Below are 15275 nucleotides of genomic sequence, written 5' to 3'. Positions count from 1 at the left end.
CCATGGCGAACACGATGATCCAAGGCCGCCGAGCCGATTCCGCCCGCCGCAGGCAACGAGTCATCAAAGCCCTCGACACCGCCCGCAGGACACGCGGCGAGATCAGTGTCTCCGCGATCGCCCGCGCAGCAGGCGTCGATCGCAGTTTCCTCTATCGACACCGCGACCTGCTCACTCAAATCCACTGCGCCCAAACCGATCCACCGACAGCAGGCGGAATCACCGCCGCGGTGACGATGGCATCGCTGAAAGCCGATCTGACCAACGCCCACGCCCGCCTCCACCGGCTCGCCGCTCACAACAAGCAGCTCGAGAAGAAACTGTCCGAGCTACTGGGCGAGCACGCGTGGCGGGAGTCCGGGCTCGGCGCCCCCGCCGACATCGACCAGCTCCAACGACAAATCGTCACGTTGGAACAGCAACTGGCCCAACTGCTCGCCCAGCTCGAAGAACGCGACCAAGAACTCTCCGCCGCCCGCGCCGCCAACAGGGAACTGTTCGCCAATATGAACAAACGCCACTGACCTCGAACTGACCTCCAACCCGATCGACCAACAATCCAGATCTAGCTGAATACAGAAACGGATGTATTATGGGGTCGTGGAAACCGCGCTGCACAGTGACGCGCTGGCCCGCTTCGGGCACGCGTTGTCGGATCCGACCCGCACCCAGATCCTGCTGAACCTGCGCGCGGCGCCGGGGTATCCGTCGGATCTGGCCGAGCGGATCGGGGTGTCGCGCCAGATCCTGTCCAACCATTTGGCCTGTCTGCGCGGGTGCGGGCTGGTGGTCGCGGTCCCCGAGGGGCGTCGCAGCCGCTACGAGCTGGCCGACGCCCGCATCGCGGCCGCGTTGGAGGACCTGCTCGGGTTGGTGCTGGCCGTCGACCCGGCCTGCTGCCCGGCCTCGGACACGGAAGGCTGCTGCTGATGGCCTCGCTCGGCATGCCCTCGCTGCCGTCGCGGGTGGCGCCCGGACCCGACGCGGGCCGCAAAGCGGTGTTGGCGCGGCGGATCCGCTGGCTGGTCGCCGCGACGATCTCCTACAACGTTATCGAGGCGATCATCGCCCTCAGCGAGGGCGCCCGGGTGTCCTCGACCGCGCTGATCGGCTTCGGGCTGGACTCGGTGATCGAGGTGTCCTCCGCGGCAGCGGTGGCGTGGCAGTTCGCCGGCCGGGACCCAGAAGCGCGGGAGAAGGTCGCGCTGCGGATCATCGCGTTCTCCTTCTTCGCCCTCGCGGCCTACGTCACCGTCGACTCGATCCGCGCCCTGCTCGGGATCGGCGAGGCCCAGCATTCCCCGATCGGGATCGCCCTAGCCGCCGCCAGCCTGGTCATCATGCCGGTGCTGTCATGGTCGCAGCGGCGCGCCGGGCGAGAACTCGGATCCGCCTCCGCGGTCGCCGATTCCAAGCAGACCCTGCTCTGCACCTACCTCTCGGCGGTGCTGCTGGTCGGGCTGCTGCTCAACAGCCTGTTCGGCTGGTCCTGGGCCGACCCGATCGCCGCGCTCGTGATCGCGGTGATCGCGGTCAAGGAAGGCCTCAATGCCTGGAAGGGCGACACCTGCTGCCCTGCCCCGGTCGCGATCGGCGCCGCCGCCCCGGCCGCCGGACACGACTGCGACTGCTGCGAACACCCCACGGGAACCGACCACTGATGCCCAGCCTCCCCGACTCCGCCCGCGCCCGATATTACGAGGAAATGCAGGCCGCGAAGGCCGCGGCCTTCGCCGGTCAACGGTGGGCCCACCTCGAGCGCGCGCACATTCTGTCCCAGCCCGACCCATGGCTGCACACCCGTAACCACCTCGCGATGTTCTTCCTGGCCGTGCAGCAGCGCGACCGCGGCGAAGCCATAGGTCAGGTCATCCGAATCATCGTCGCCGCCCCCGGGTCGCTCTCAGGCCGCTACCCCGAAGGCAACACCGGCCGCGCCCGCGTCGGACTGCGCCAGCCGATGCCGACTCCACCAGATCTCGCGGCCCTGCTGCACCCCACTGCCGCCTGACACCAGCCAGCCCGACCAAGTTCTAACACAACCAGTACCAGTAACCCCGTTGTGGTGACGCCAGAGCTGACCGATCGAATAGCCGCCACAACCTCCCGCGCCAACTGCTGCACCACACCTGTGGTGATCTGTTACAGTCGGCGCGAATGCCACTGAGCTGCAAATACTCCTTCGATCTGGCGGTGAACCCCCGCGAAACCCCAGAGAAGTGACCCTGCGTCAGTGGGTCCCTTTTGACGCTGTCCAACCGGCCTGATCATCGCCGGGAATCTGCGGACGAGTCTCCCGTGGTTATTGGTGGAACTGGCCGATGCCGGCTTCGACGAGTCGCCGGAGAATGCGTTCGACGGATGCGACATCGCGGCCGGTGATCGCGGCCAGCTCGTCGACCGGCCAGGGCCCGTCGCCGTGCAGCTGGACTGCGTGGTGGATCGCGCGGAACGTTTCCAGGTCGTAGGCCTCCTCGGCGAGTGATCCGAGTTCGGCGGTCGTCTGGTCCAGCCACTGGGCCGTGGGGTCATCGCTGCTGAGCAGCATCCGCTCGCACTTTGCCAGCGACAGCGCGCTGGCAAAGTGTTCGGCGATCTTGCGGATCACAACGTCCCGCTCGGCGTCGTCCATGACATCTCCAGACTAGGCCGCAACACCCTCACGCCGACATGCCCTGCTGCGAACTCAGCAGCTTGAACACGTGCGCTCGTTCGGCAGCGAGATCAACCGGCTCACCGGCCACGGTGTCGAGCAGTTGCTGCAGCGGCCAGCAGTGCAGCATCCCGTAGCGGGCGGAGTAGAGGGCGATCGTGTGGATCCGGAAGGTGTCGGTGGTGTCGAACACCGCGTAGCCGATCACCTGGTAGATGTCGGCCAGCGACAGCGAGTCCGCGCGACCGGACTTCTTGGCGGTACCCAGCCGGGTCTTCAGCTCGAGCAGCACGCCGTCGACGATGATGTCGGCGTCGGCGCCGCAAAAGCGCGACGCGGCGAACGTCGGCCCTAATGCCACCGCCGACAGCGGCGGTGACAGCAGCTCGCCGAGCTCAGTGAGCGCCAGCATGTACAGCGACCGTACCTGCGCGATCGCATCCTCCGGAGCCAGCGCGAGCAGCGCATCCACGCTGAACCGGCCACTGCGGATGGGATCGGCCAACGGGGAGGTGGGGAAAGCATAGGGATTGCGGTACAGCTCTGTGCACAGCGCCAGCGCCCAGCTTGCGCGGATGACAGTCGACAACGTGCTCTCCGACAGTGGCCGATGCGCCGCCGCACCGGCCAGCCGCGCCACCTCGAGGACTTCGCCGATGTACTCCGGCCTGCCGGAGATCGCCGGGAATGCGGCAGCGATCTGCGGCCGGTAGTCGGCATCGAGTGTGAACCGCAGGAGGAAGTCGAACGCGGCACCCAGCGTTCCCGGATTCGCGGTGGCGCCGTCGACCAGCAGCGTCCCCGCCGATGCCCGGTAATCGGCCTGTACGGGCTTGATGTGTGGAAAGCGCCGATCGAAGTACTGACGCAGCGGGCAGTATTTGTCGGCGATCGCAGCGGTCAAACTCGAATATTGGTAGCTCACATGCATAACTGTGGCATGCCTTGCCGACACGATCCGGCGAGCCAAAGAGGATGCTCCCCAGGTCAGCCCGCTGCCTGGCGCACAGGTGAGCCGCAGCTCGCCGCCCGATCCGACTGCATCACATTCGACGATCGAGGTCGGTGGCTGCTGATCTAATTTCTGGTGTGGATAGCAACGATGTGTCAGCGGACACCAGACTGGTGTGGTTCTCCCTGCTCAACCTCGACGACCGAGTGGCCCTACTGGCTGACCCCGATGCGCCGCTACCTCTCTCGCTGGTGTACGAGATCACGCGCGACAAGGCTCGCGTCGTCAGCGATGGGATCTTCACTTCCAACGGCTCGCCCAACTCCACATGGCATCTGACAGGAGATATCGCACGGCTGCTGCGTGGCCACCGTGATCGACTGCTCAGGTGGTGGAACGAACTGCCCATCGAAGACCAAGATGTCTTCATCAACCACCGCGACGGGTCACTGCCTGAATCGGCTTGGTTCCTGGCCCGTAGCGCACCCAGTGGCGTGGCCAGCACAATCGTGGATTCGACCAAACACGACGTCTCGCTTACCCCGATCGGTCAGGTGTTCCTGGAGTGGAAGGCCCGGGAGAAGAATTCCTGATCCATTTCGCGACCGCGATGTCGACGCGTGTCGAAATCCTTCTTGTCGGTGGGGCCTGGGACGATACTGCTGAATCCCTTGCAGGCGTTGCGATCTGAGGAGACTGCGTCGATGACTGCCAGCGCCCGATCCCACTATGGTCCGCTTGTGCTCGCCGACGCGCTTGGGCTGGCGCGCTGGCAGTTCGAGAAGGCCGACGCGGCCGGGATGCTGCCCAAGCCCGGCCACACCCGGGGCTGGCTGCCCGAGCAGGTCGACGAGATTCGTGGCCTGGTGCCGCAGATCGTCGAGCGGTTCGGCGCCGAGCATCCGATCGGATCGGCGCGCTGCGCTGAGCGGCTCACGCGCCGTCTCGGCCGGCCGGTGCAGCACACCGACATCCACGCACTCGCCGAAGCCGGGCACCTCGAGGTCGTCGACGTGTACTCACCCCGCGGCGGCGAGGAGTACGAGCTGTTCGCGCCCGCCCAAATCGACGCAGTCAGCGCCGAGCAGGTCGAGGCGGTCATCAGCGCCCGCGAGGCCTGGACCGCGACTTCGGTCAGCCAGGAGGAGGCCTGCAGACGGTTGGGGTGGCAGTGGAGCGAGTTCGCCGCGGTTGTGGCCGAGCGGCAGATCCAGAAAGGCCGCTTCGGCCGCTACCGCCGTGAAGACATCGACGCCCTGGCCGCCGACGCAGAACTCGACGAACAGGTCCGCCAGGACCGGCTCGTCACCGCCGACTCCGCCGCGGAGCTGCTGGATGTCGTGCGCCGCCATTTCGACATCGCCGTCGAAGCCGGATGGGTGAAACCGAAAGCCCACCACGACAAAGAAGTCGGTCGATACCGCACCGTATCGGTGCCGTTGTACCGCACCGGTGACGTGCTCGCGCTGCTGGATCGGCCCGACATCGACTGGGAACAGGTACGCGCGACCCCGAAAGGAGAGAAGTCGCCCCTGCTGGAGCTGGTCGGCGGTCGCGCGGTGTCACGCGCGAAGGCGATCCGTGCGTTCCTGGGATGGTTCGGCGCCGAACACGGCATCGAGATGTGGGGCTGGTGGGTGCCCGGCCCGGATGTGTGGGAGATCGACTGGGAACGCATCGACGGCGGCCCGACCAAATCCGATGTCGAAGCCGCGATCGAGCAGAACCCTCTCCTGCGCACCTATCGCTCCAGCATGAAACTGCACTCCGAGGCCGGCGCGGCGATCCGGTTCGCCCGCAGCATGCTCGAACCTGGCGCCGCCGTCATTCTGGACTGCGAGACCACCGACTTGTACGGCGCGGTGATCGAGATCGCGGTGATCGACGCCGCCACCGGCAAGACGCTGCTGGACACCTTGGTCAACCCCGGCCCCGGCATGCCGATCGCGCCGGGAGCCTTCGCTGTGCACGGCATCAGCGACGCCGAGGTCACTGCCGATGGCGTCCCGGACTGGCCCACGGTCTACAAGCGGCTGCTGCGCATCACCAAAGACCGCACCGTCCTCGCCTACAAGGCCGAATACGACCGGTCCGTGATCACCTCCGAATGCGCCCGCCACGGCATCCGCCGCACCCGGCTGGCCGACAGCAGCCACTGGGCCGACGTCATGGTTCCCCGATCCGACCACGCCCGCTCCCGAAGGTGGCTGCCCAACGAAGGCGGGCACCGAGCGCTGTCCGACGTGCAGCAGACCCGTCAGCACCTGCTCCGGATGACAGCACCCTGACCGGATTCGCCACGCACATTAATTTTCCACCGAATAATATTCCCGCCCCGATTAATAGCCGGATACTTCTCAGTCAAGGTGACAACGACATGGGGACGACACCCAGCACAGTCCACTACGAGCTCTACATAGGCATCGACCTCATGGCCGGAGAAGCGGTGAGCCTGGCTATCACAGGCCTCACCTATCCCCGGATCGGTGAGGAGCTGGTACTAGACGGCGCCCGCGGGGAAAACCTGACCCTGACCGTCACCGAGGTCGATCACTACTTCGGCATCGCGGACTCGACCGAACATGCTCGCGTTGTCGTCTCCACCGTAGCGACGCCCAACAGCGCCGCACTGGCACGCCGGCTACTGGACCGTGAGACTCTCGACGAATGGGCCAGCCACTTCCCGCTCATCGAGCCCATCCACTACGGGCCGCCGCTGGCCTTCGACGAATCGCCCTGACCTCCGGTCAGCAGCGAGGGGGGCTTCTAGGTAAGGCAAGCGAGCTGGCGCACGAGGTGCAGCACTCACGACGCCGACGAGACGTGAGGCCGGCATCGCTGCGGACGCTGTGATCATGTTGGCGAACATGGTGCGCCGACTCGCTGAAGAGGCCTGAGTCTGAGCACTCAGTTCACAGTCCCTGCCGCTGGCCCAGCTGGCACGCTGATCAGGCGATTCGTGATCGTAAAGGGGCAGGTCGAATAATGGGGGGGTGGATCGACAAAGGTTGTCCGAACCTGGCTGCCAATTAGTATGGCCCCGTAAGCTTTTCAAGAGTCAGGCGACGGAACTTCTCTTCCGCCCTAATGATTGGGTGTCATTCCTCACGTGGAATGCGGCATGCGAAGTTCTCTTGGAGCATGCGTTCGTTCCGGGGTTCACTGATGGACCACTCGGTGAGTACCAGAAGCTGCCCCCCATGCAAGAAGAGGCGTTTCAGCATGCCGGGTATCACCCCCGAGCTGCGGGAACGACCAGGCTTTGTCCGCAGCAGAAATTCCTGTTCGACCTGGTTAATTCGTCCAGTCGGCTTCTGGAAGACTCGCCGCATCGTCCGTACTACCGCGAGCGCCGCAATTCGCAGGGTCGGGCACCGGAACTGACTGTCCATGAGGTGGCCCGCGAGTTCGCTGACCTCATTGACGAGCTCGATCAAACCGGCTATTTCGACAAGCGATTCGGTGATGGGAGATGTGGCGCTGACGGGCGAAAGCCTGGACCTGAGTGGATGATCGTCCGTCAGCTCAGGTTGGTAAAGCCTCTGAGGTGGCCCTTGGATCCTGCCGAGTTGGGCTACGAACCTGATCTGTTCTTCAGTCTCATCGAGATGCTGCACGATCAGATAGCGCGCCCTCGCACCGTGGAGCGCCTTCGCACTCGCCACCCACTTGATCCCCAGTGCAAGCACTACGTCGACTTCGATGTCCCGACAGGCCAGGCGGTCTACCGGTGGCGAGTGAACAAGATCCTGGACCGCAGCAACCTCGGCATCCGCCTCGCTGAAGAGGGCGAAGACATCGGACTACTGGTGAGCAGAGTGCCGGACGTCCGGGCGGATCTGGTTACCGCAGCCCTGTCGACACCTGCCGCGGAACGCAGAGTGGCCGTCGAACACGCGATCGCTCTGTTCCGCAGACGGGACGCTGACCTGGAGGAGAAGCGTAGTGCGTGCATCGCCCTGGCTGGTCTGTTGGAAGAACGCCGAGCCTTGCTCAAGCAGGAGCTATTCAGCGCAGACGAGGGCGCACTGTTCCATATCGCCAACAAGTTCAACATCCGCCACCGCAGTGCTGACCAACACAGCGAATACGATCCCGCCTACCTTGACTGGGTGTTCTGGTGGTATCTCTCCACGATCGAGCTGACCGACAAGCTCGTCGCCGCCCAAGCACAAAGTAATTTGACCTGAGACAGAAGAAAAGAGCCCCTGCTACAGACCGATGCCGCGCCCACTGCCATGCGATGGCCCGTGCGAGGGAAGGTCACGGTGGGCACCAGGATCCCAAGTACGCGTCGCCCTGGCCTTTCGGCGCGGGGCATTCTGCGCCGCAGTCGATGCTTCCGGCTGTGCAGGACGCTCGAGGCGATCGAGTTCCGCCCGGCCGCGGTCTTCGAGGTCCCGCTCCGGAGCGGCCTGCTCGGTGCGACGCTGTTGTTCCACAAGCGCGGCGTCCAGCTCGGCGCCGCTCTTATCGGCGCGGGCGATCGCCTCAGCGCGTTGCGTCGCGTACTTGCGGTCAGTGGTGGCCGCGGTGTCGAGCTCGGCGGCCTGGCGGCGCGGATCATCTGCCTCGGCGAGGAACCGCGTCCACCGGTATTTCGGCTCGGTGATTTTCCGCCGGGCGGCATCGACAGCTTCCTGCACGGGCTTCTGGATTTCGTCGTGGGCTTCTAGCTGCTTCTCCAGCTCCGCGATACGCCGAGTGGCCTTGCGGATGGCGAAGCGCCGCAACTGGTTGGTGTCGTGAAGTTTCTGCCGCTCAACCATCAGCGCGACTCCGATCTCGCGGCGTTGTTTCTCCAGCTCGTCGAGTTCGGCGATCAGTTCTTGCGCGCGGCGAATCGCTTCGGCCTGATCGGTGCGGCGCTGCTGCCTCAGCTGGACTTCAGCGACTGCATCCCCGGTTTTGTCGCCGCTCAGCACGGGCGTGGCGCGGTCGTTCATCACCTGGTTGCGCAGCTGCTCGACATGCCGCGCCAACTGGGCATCGGTCATCCGCCGCAGCTTGTTGCCGCGCAGCTCGTCGAGGACCGCACCGAACGCGCTGGTCTTGTCGTCGCTGCGTTCGTCTAGTTCAGGCGCTAGACGCCACCGCAGCGCGGCGGCGGGCTGCTCGACCGGCAACGCCCGCTCGTCGACGGCGGCCCGCACTACGGCGGGTACGTCCACGCCGGTTCCGGCCGCCCGCGACAGCTCGGTGGCGAGCGTCGGCCAGTACGGGTCGGTGGTGATCTTCGGATCCAGGCTGTCGGCCAAGGGTTTCCAGCGGCGAACGTCGAGGGCCTGGTCGCCGAGCACGGCGGCCGCGCGCCGGTCGAGATCCAGCTGCACACCGCGGGCGGTGGACTCACGCACGGCCGGGCCGGTGCGCCGGCGGTCGTTGTCGGCGATCCCGCGCGCGGCCCGCCACACCGCGAGCTCCTCGAGCAACTGCGCGTCGGCGCCGACCAGCGGGCGCGCCCACATCGGCGCCGTCTTCGTCGTCCAGGACCGCGCCTGCTGCGCGACCTCCGCAGCCAGCGCCTGCACCTGGACCTCGCGCGCGGCCAGCGCAGCCCCGTGCTCCGGATCACCGCGCAGCCCGGGAGGCACGGTCGGCAGCCACGGCAGCGGTCCGCGCTCGGCCCGGTCGCCGATGCGCCAGTGCAGCACCGCTGCCCGGTCGAGCGCGGTGTCGAGCTCCCGGCTGGCCACCGCCTCGGTCAGGAGCGCCACCGGATCGTCGCCCTGGGCGGCGCGCAGCGAAAGGTGTTGGCGCAGTGTCGGATAGGCGGGTTCGTCGGTGAGGCCGGGGACCAGGCGCTCGGCGGCCGCGTCGATGTCCGCGCGCGCCCGGGCGCCGAACAGGTGCTCGGCCACCACGCCGATCGAGTCCGTGTACGCGCTGGCCGCGGCCCGCAACCGGCGGCGCGGATCCTCGGCTTCTCGTTGCGCGGTGCTCGCCGAGACCTGCCCGCCGCGCCGGTTCAACACCTCGGTGAGCACGTCGAGGTAGGTCGGTGGATGGGCCGCGTCGATCGTGTAAGCCGCGGGCCCCGCCGGATCCAGGCCGGTCTCGACATAGACGTGGTTCGCCGAGCGGCCGCGCGTGAGCATGACGTACGCCTGGCCGCGGTGCGCGCGCCGGGTCAGCAGGCCGTGGCAGGTGTCGACTGTCAGGCCCTGGCTCGAATCGATGGTGCTCGCATACCCCAGCTGCACGTTCTCCCGGACGTAGTCGGCATCCAGCGTGGCCAGCCGCCCCGACGTGGTGTGCGCGGCGGTGATCCGCCCGTCCGGGTGCACCTCCCGCACAATCCACCGATAGCTGTTGCGCACGAAGTCGGTCGAGGAGATCCGCACCGCATAGTTGTTTCGACGGGTGACGATCGTGTCGCCGACGCCGGCGGCCAGGCCGTCGCTGAGCACAACCTCCCGCGCATCTACAGGTAGGGGAGTGCGCGCCAGCCGCTGCGCGCGGGCCCGCGCGTTCAGCTCGGTCACCAGCTCCCGGGTCGGGGCGAGCAGCAGCGAGTCCAGGCCCGCGGCGTTGTCGGCAGCCCACGCGGCGAAGGCCTGCTCGGTCACCGATCCCAGCGTGCCGATGTGGATACGGTCGCGGTCGGCGTAGAAGGCGAGGCCGGCCGGATCCCCGTCCCGCACCGCCAGCGACGCGGCGCGCTCGCCGGCATCGGCGAACCGCATCACCGTCGTCAAGCTCAGCGCGTCGCTGGTGTGGGCGATGTCGCGCATCACCCCGCCCGCCGCCACGGACGCCAGCTGCTGGTCGTCGCCGATCGCCCGGACAGACGCGCCGCGCCGCAGCAGGAACTCCACGGCCGCATCCAGATTGGCGGTCGAGGCCTTCGCCGCCTCATCGAGGATGACCAGCGTGCGCTCGTCGATGCCGCGCATCCACTCCGGCGCGTCACGCTCGTCCAGGACGCCGGTGTCCAGCTCGGCGGCCATCGTGACCAGCAGGTCGATCGTCACCGCGCTCACCCCGGCCTCTTCCTCGAGCACCGCCGCCGCAGCCGAGGTCGGCGCGATCCCGATCACCGAGCCGCCCTCGGCCCGCCACGCTCGCACCAACACCTGCATCGCCGTGGTCTTGCCGGTCCCGGCCGGGGCGATCGCCACCTGCAGCCGCGCCCCGGAAGTCGCGAACGCCCGCACGAGGGCACGCTGACCGGGATTGAGCCGCTTGCCCTGATTGTTGGCCGCGAACTCGACCTCGGCGACCTCGACAGCGGCCGCCGAGATGGCGTGCCCCCCGTACTGGGTGCTCGCCTCGATCAGCCGCTGCTCGGCCGCCAACACCTCAGAGGAGGTGTACAGCGTGGATCCGGCGGTCACGTACACGCTCGTGCCATCGCGGCGAGCCAGCACGCCCGGCGCCGCGATGGTGTCGTGCACACCACGCGGGATCGAGATCGGCGCCGACAGCGCAGCATCCACGATGCGATCGGCAATCCCATCCAGCAGTGCGACCTCGATCCGCCGGCCGCGCAGCTGCCGCTCCGCCTCCGCCCACACATGATGGATCCGCCACGTCGCCCGCGACCGGGAGACCGTCGCGATCACCCGCCGCGCGGTGGCATCCACCCAGACGTCGTCGACGACCTCTGGCACATGCGCGCCGTCGTGCTCGCGCGCCAGGACATGCGCCAGCATCGCCTCGAGCCGCTGCTCGCCCAGCAGCCCCACCGCCTCCGCCCACCACGCTGCCCGCTGCTCGATCAGCGCCCGCGGCGCGTGCTTGCGTGCCCGGGTCGCGATCGTGGCCGTCCCCGCCATCCGTAGCACTTCCTTCGGCATCGGCTCGCGTCGATGGCGGGCCTGGAATGCGCTGCTCTCCGCGTCGACCTGGGCGGTGATCTCGTTGTTGCGCTTGGACCACAGCTCGTTGAGCTCGGCTGCCACACCGACGATTTCCCGCACCGGTCGCTTGCCCGCGACCCTGCCGGGCCGCTCGGCGAACTCCAGCCCGCCGAGCGCTTCGCTCAGGTACGCCTCCAGCCTGGTGTTGTAGACCTCGGAGGCAGCCACGTTGTGGAGGTACAGCTGATTGCTGTCGATCGCTCGCCAATCGCCGTCCAGGGTGCGGACCTTCGCCGAGACGACGACGTGGGTGTGCAGATCGGGGTCGCCGGCGCGGGAGTCCCGGTGGGTGTAGGCGGCTGCGATGATCCCCTCGGTCTCGACCTGGCGCACACCGCCGTTGCCCAGCCGGGTGAACAGGGCGTGCTTCTCCAGGTACGCCAGCGCGTCTTTGATTGCGGCATGGTGGGCCGCCTCGATCTTCTCGGCGATCCCGCGCGGCGCGATCGCCCACAGCGTGGACACCGACTTCGCAGGCGAAAACGTCAGATCGACCGCCGCCAGAGCCGTTCTCGGCGGCCGCAGATTCCGGGCGATCCACCCCGACAACTCGGTGTCGGTCTTCGGCGCCCGCTCGTGCTCCGCGGTGAACATCCGCAACGCGACCTCGGTGCGGATGCGCTCGAGCACCTCCTCCGGCACCTTCGCATCGCGTGGATTGCCCTGCTCGATGTTCCAGGCCTCGACCGCGACTGCGCACTCGCGCCGGAAATCCGGCCGCTCCCGGTATCGGTAGAACGGCCGCCCCAGCCGGGTCAGCTCACGAATCACCCACGGCTGCGTCACGCCGTCAGCCTTCAACCGGGCGGTGATCGCCGCGGCATCCGGATGCCGACCCTCACCGAACAACGCGGCCATCTGCGCCTCGGTGATGGCGTCCCCGGCCTCGATCCCGTCGAACGCGACCAGCCCAGACCCGATCCACCGACCCGGCGCCTCGCCCTTCGCCTCGTAGTAATCCGCCAATGTGGCGCGGCCGCGGTCGTCGCCATCGGCCACAGCAATGCAGCGGGCGTAGTACAGATACCCGTCGCCCGCTGCCAGCTTGTGCAGCGTCATGACCACACAATCCAAGGTACGCAAACGCTCAGCAGCAATGAATGTATGAGGTTTACGCGAATATTGCTGAATGGTGGTGTGGGTAGGCGTATTTCGAGCTATAGGGGGATTGTTGCAGGTGATGGGTAGCTTTCAGTGGGAATGGTGAACGGACAGCAAGTGTGGAAAGGGCTGGGTGGGAAGGAGAACCGGTGTTTGCACTTGGTATCCAAGGCCATCGCCTCGGGTCTCGACGCGCTTCGTTGCCGTCTACCGCAGCTTCGGCGCCGAAGGCGAGGGCTGTAACGAAACTCGGGGCGCATCGCAGGTGTCGGCGCGCGCAAGGTGTCACGTGATCCGACTTTTGAAGCCAAAGCGTCCAGCTGCACCGCCGCACGATCGTCGCCTGGCGTACAGGTCCGGGGTGACCGCCTGCCAGGCAAGGACAGCACAAAGGCCCGGACCGCTGAATGCGCGTCCGGGCCTTTGCGGCGTTTGTTCACCCGTGAGTGGCCGAAACCTTGTTTCGCGCAGCAGCTCGAGATGCGCGAACTCGGCACGCGCCTGAGCACGTCTTGCGAGGTCGGCCGGTGGCTGGCTGCACGATCTCCTTGCCGCACACCGAGCAGTGACTGCTCGAAGTCGCCAAAGCGGGGGAAGAAATAGGCATTGGCGTTGCTGACATCGCGATGCCGTGGGAAGAAATGGGCGCGGCAGGGACGGCGTGCAAAGCAACTCGCTGAGCTGGCCGCCGCTGTCTGCTCTCGACGGTACGTGTAGGGGCGCTGTGCGCCGTTCTGACGGGATTAGCCTGCTCAACCGCCGCTGGTAGCACCACAGCCGAATCGGGCAGTGGAGCGGGCCCCACAGGCACACTGTCGGTCCGCTGCGCATCCCAGGTGATCTCCAGCCACATCGCACCGCCCTTGCCCTTCTCGGCGCGATGAATGATCGGCTCGGGCTTGGCCATGAACTCGGGAGTGTCATCGGGCACCAGGCCACACCCGAGCTGAGCAGGGATCAGCCGCGGTTTCTTCTTGGGATCCTTTGGCCGCGAGAGCCGCGCAGGCCGACCGTCGGTGAGCGCGTCGTAGGCCGGCTTGGCAGTGTCGACCAAGTTGTCCGTGTCCCGCCGCCGATTGTCTCTGGGGCGGTAGTGCAGCGTCACCGTGACATGGTCAAGGCCGCGAGGCAGGCCCGCCGCCGTCGCCCGCTCGTAGACCTCCTGGCGGACAGCAGCGATCTTTGCGGCGCGGGCGAACATGGCGCCACGCGTCGCACGACGCTGGTTCAGCGTGAGAGGCGGTGCTGTCCAAGGCAATTCGACAATCGCAGAACCCGCGCCGATGTCCACCCGCGCCGCCGCTGCTGGGTTGTTCACCACGTCCAAGCCTTTCTCGAAATCAGCCCTGAGCACGCGGGGCGGTCGGGGAAGAATCCTTTTCTTCCCCTTGCATGGCATTGTGTGCCGCCGCAGTGGCATTTTTCAGCATTGCGCTGTAGTAGTCGGTTACCTCTGTGAGCCGTGTCCGGTACCGCTCGTCATCCTCATCGCGGCGCTGACGCTCCTTTTCCAGGTTGGCGATGAGCTGATCCACCTGCTTCCGCAGATGCATAGCCTCATCTTCCGCGTGCTTCCGCGCCCGCTGAGCAGCCTGGACCTCCTCATGAGCAACCCGCGTATCCTCGGCTGCTTTCTGGGTAATTGCAGCGGACTCCGCGGCAATCCGATCCGCCCGCTTCCTCTGCTCCTGGGCCTCCCTCAGCGCCTCGTCACGCTCCGCTACAGCAGCAGCAATCGCCTCGGCGGCCTCATCCCGAGCGGCCTGAATCGCGTCCGCCGCCGTCTGCTGGGCCTCAGCAACAGCCTGATCGGCCTCCGACTTCGCAGCCGCTGCCGCAGCTTTCGCCTCGTCGCGCTCAACCGCCATCCGACGGCGCTCCTCGGCGTGCTTGTCGGCGAGCTTCCGGCGCTCCTGTGCCAACTCCTCAGCGACCTTGCGCTGCGCGTTCGCGTGGACCAGCTCCTCCTCTGAAGCGGTCACAACCTGGATGATCTCGCGCTCGGCCGCCCCGGCTGCCCCGGCTGCCCCGATTACTGCGCGGGCTTCCGGAGCGATCTTCTCGGCGGCATGGGCGATCTTCTCGGCGGCGGCTGCGAACTGCTCGACGAGCGCGGCGAACTGCTCACGCGCCTCGGTCACCGGCCGGTCGGACTCTTCACTGACCGACTCTGCGGCGTGCGATGTAACAGAAGTGGATGTAACGAAAGTATCGGCCGCAGGCTCAGCAGGCTCGGAAGAAATAGGCTCTACGACGCGTGAAGGGGCGGGGGTCTCCTGCTTCGGCGCGAGGTGGATAGCCGGTGCCGCGTTGAATCCGTGCAGCTCACGGGCCTTTGCGGCATTCTTCCCGTCATGCTTTACCGGAAGCCCATTCTTTCCCGTGACCACCTGGCCGCAGTACTTCGGGCGGCGACCATGGAGGGACTTCGCGTAGACCGGATTTCCGCACAGATTGCCCGCGTCATCCATCACGAACTCGCAGGTCCCGACCTGTTCGCCAACAGGCACCCGAGGGCCGCGCTCAGTCTCGATCATCACGTCGCCTTTCGTTTCGTTTCTCCGTCTGGTACCCTCTCATCCTACAGGAAAAATACCCCGGAAGTCAAGAAAGAAAGGAAAGAAAATGAGAAAAGAAGTTAAAGAACAAACTGTTTGTTCTTTAACTTCTTTTCTCATTTTCTTTCCTTTCTTTCTTGACTTCCGGG

The 15275-nt window shown here is 66.5% G+C and carries 13 protein-coding genes; 8 read left to right on the top strand and 5 right to left on the bottom strand.

Annotated features, from left to right (window positions below; all coding sequences use genetic code 11):
* Nucleotides 1-2: 2 nt before the first annotated feature.
* The 4 genes from ABZW96_RS33305 (at nucleotide 3) to ABZW96_RS33290 (ending at nucleotide 2011) form a co-directional block, all read left to right on the top strand.
* The gene (locus ABZW96_RS33305; protein WP_355080260.1) at nucleotides 3-524 is read left to right on the top strand and encodes a DUF6262 family protein; all 522 of its coding nucleotides are present in this window, start codon (nucleotides 3-5) and stop codon (nucleotides 522-524) included.
* A gap of 76 nt (nucleotides 525-600) precedes the next feature.
* Nucleotides 601-930, top strand: coding sequence for a metalloregulator ArsR/SmtB family transcription factor (locus ABZW96_RS33300; RefSeq protein WP_355080258.1), 330 nt, complete (start codon nucleotides 601-603; stop codon nucleotides 928-930).
* Nucleotides 930-1661: a cation transporter gene (locus ABZW96_RS33295; RefSeq protein WP_355080256.1), complete on the top strand. Its 732-nt coding sequence runs from the start codon at nucleotides 930-932 to the stop codon at nucleotides 1659-1661. The genes ABZW96_RS33300 and ABZW96_RS33295 overlap by 1 nt, the downstream gene beginning before the upstream one ends.
* Nucleotides 1661-2011, top strand: coding sequence for a DUF3703 domain-containing protein (locus tag ABZW96_RS33290; RefSeq protein WP_355080254.1), 351 nt, complete (start codon nucleotides 1661-1663; stop codon nucleotides 2009-2011). The genes ABZW96_RS33295 and ABZW96_RS33290 overlap by 1 nt, the downstream gene beginning before the upstream one ends.
* 291 nt (nucleotides 2012-2302) lie before the next feature.
* Here the strand turns inward: ABZW96_RS33290 and ABZW96_RS33285 are convergent, their stop codons facing one another.
* Both ABZW96_RS33285 and ABZW96_RS33280 read right to left on the bottom strand, forming a co-directional pair.
* Nucleotides 2303-2632, bottom strand: coding sequence for a hypothetical protein (locus tag ABZW96_RS33285; protein ID WP_355080252.1), 330 nt, complete (start codon nucleotides 2630-2632; stop codon nucleotides 2303-2305).
* 28 nt (nucleotides 2633-2660) lie between these two features.
* Nucleotides 2661-3578, bottom strand: a complete 918-nt coding sequence (locus ABZW96_RS33280; protein WP_355080250.1) for a hypothetical protein — start codon at nucleotides 3576-3578, stop codon at nucleotides 2661-2663.
* Between the two features lie 164 nt (nucleotides 3579-3742).
* Here ABZW96_RS33280 and ABZW96_RS33275 point away from each other — a divergent pair, with 164 nt between their 5' ends.
* The 4 genes from ABZW96_RS33275 (at nucleotide 3743) to ABZW96_RS33260 (ending at nucleotide 7795) form a co-directional block, all read left to right on the top strand.
* Nucleotides 3743-4198 (top strand): hypothetical protein, encoded by a 456-nt coding sequence (locus tag ABZW96_RS33275; RefSeq protein WP_355080248.1) that lies wholly within the window; start codon nucleotides 3743-3745, stop codon nucleotides 4196-4198.
* A 111-nt stretch (nucleotides 4199-4309) separates the two neighbouring features.
* Complete coding sequence (locus ABZW96_RS33270) at nucleotides 4310-5893, top strand: 3'-5' exonuclease (RefSeq protein ID WP_355080246.1); 1584 nt, start codon at nucleotides 4310-4312, stop codon at nucleotides 5891-5893.
* Nucleotides 5894-5982: 89 nt separating this feature from the next.
* Complete coding sequence (locus tag ABZW96_RS33265) at nucleotides 5983-6345, top strand: hypothetical protein (protein WP_355080244.1); 363 nt, start codon at nucleotides 5983-5985, stop codon at nucleotides 6343-6345.
* Nucleotides 6346-6805: 460 nt separating this feature from the next.
* Nucleotides 6806-7795: a hypothetical protein gene (locus tag ABZW96_RS33260; RefSeq protein WP_355080242.1), complete on the top strand. Its 990-nt coding sequence runs from the start codon at nucleotides 6806-6808 to the stop codon at nucleotides 7793-7795.
* A 21-nt stretch (nucleotides 7796-7816) separates the two neighbouring features.
* On the opposite strand, the gene mobF is transcribed toward ABZW96_RS33260, so the two are convergent.
* From mobF to ABZW96_RS33245, 3 genes are all read right to left on the bottom strand, one after another.
* On the bottom strand, nucleotides 7817-12526 hold the full coding sequence (gene mobF, locus ABZW96_RS33255) for a MobF family relaxase (RefSeq protein ID WP_355080241.1): 4710 nt from the start codon (nucleotides 12524-12526) through the stop codon (nucleotides 7817-7819).
* Nucleotides 12527-13004: 478 nt separating this feature from the next.
* Nucleotides 13005-13889, bottom strand: a complete 885-nt coding sequence (locus ABZW96_RS33250; protein WP_355080239.1) for a hypothetical protein — start codon at nucleotides 13887-13889, stop codon at nucleotides 13005-13007.
* Nucleotides 13890-13908: 19 nt separating this feature from the next.
* On the bottom strand, nucleotides 13909-15105 hold the full coding sequence (locus ABZW96_RS33245; protein ID WP_355080237.1) for a hypothetical protein: 1197 nt from the start codon (nucleotides 15103-15105) through the stop codon (nucleotides 13909-13911).
* Nucleotides 15106-15275 lie beyond the last annotated feature (170 nt).

Origin of the sequence: Nocardia sp. NPDC004168 (assembly GCF_040610355.1) — a bacterium.
GTDB lineage: Bacteria > Actinomycetota > Actinomycetes > Mycobacteriales > Mycobacteriaceae > Nocardia > Nocardia sichangensis.
Note: the sequence above shows the minus strand (reverse complement) of the source record. Positions and strands in the feature narration are given on the sequence as shown.

Coding starts and splice junctions, on each gene's coding strand:
- ABZW96_RS33245 (WP_355080237.1), bottom strand. CDS start 15,105: ATGATCGAGACTGAGCGCGGCCCTCGGGTGCCTGTTGGCGAACAGGTC.
- ABZW96_RS33260 (WP_355080242.1), top strand. CDS start 6,806: ATGCAAGAAGAGGCGTTTCAGCATGCCGGGTATCACCCCCGAGCTGCG.
- ABZW96_RS33295 (WP_355080256.1), top strand. CDS start 930: ATGGCCTCGCTCGGCATGCCCTCGCTGCCGTCGCGGGTGGCGCCCGGA.
- ABZW96_RS33285 (WP_355080252.1), bottom strand. CDS start 2,632: ATGGACGACGCCGAGCGGGACGTTGTGATCCGCAAGATCGCCGAACAC.
- ABZW96_RS33305 (WP_355080260.1), top strand. CDS start 3: ATGGCGAACACGATGATCCAAGGCCGCCGAGCCGATTCCGCCCGCCGC.
- ABZW96_RS33270 (WP_355080246.1), top strand. CDS start 4,310: ATGACTGCCAGCGCCCGATCCCACTATGGTCCGCTTGTGCTCGCCGAC.
- ABZW96_RS33290 (WP_355080254.1), top strand. CDS start 1,661: ATGCCCAGCCTCCCCGACTCCGCCCGCGCCCGATATTACGAGGAAATG.
- mobF (WP_355080241.1), bottom strand. CDS start 12,526: ATGACGCTGCACAAGCTGGCAGCGGGCGACGGGTATCTGTACTACGCC.
- ABZW96_RS33265 (WP_355080244.1), top strand. CDS start 5,983: ATGGGGACGACACCCAGCACAGTCCACTACGAGCTCTACATAGGCATC.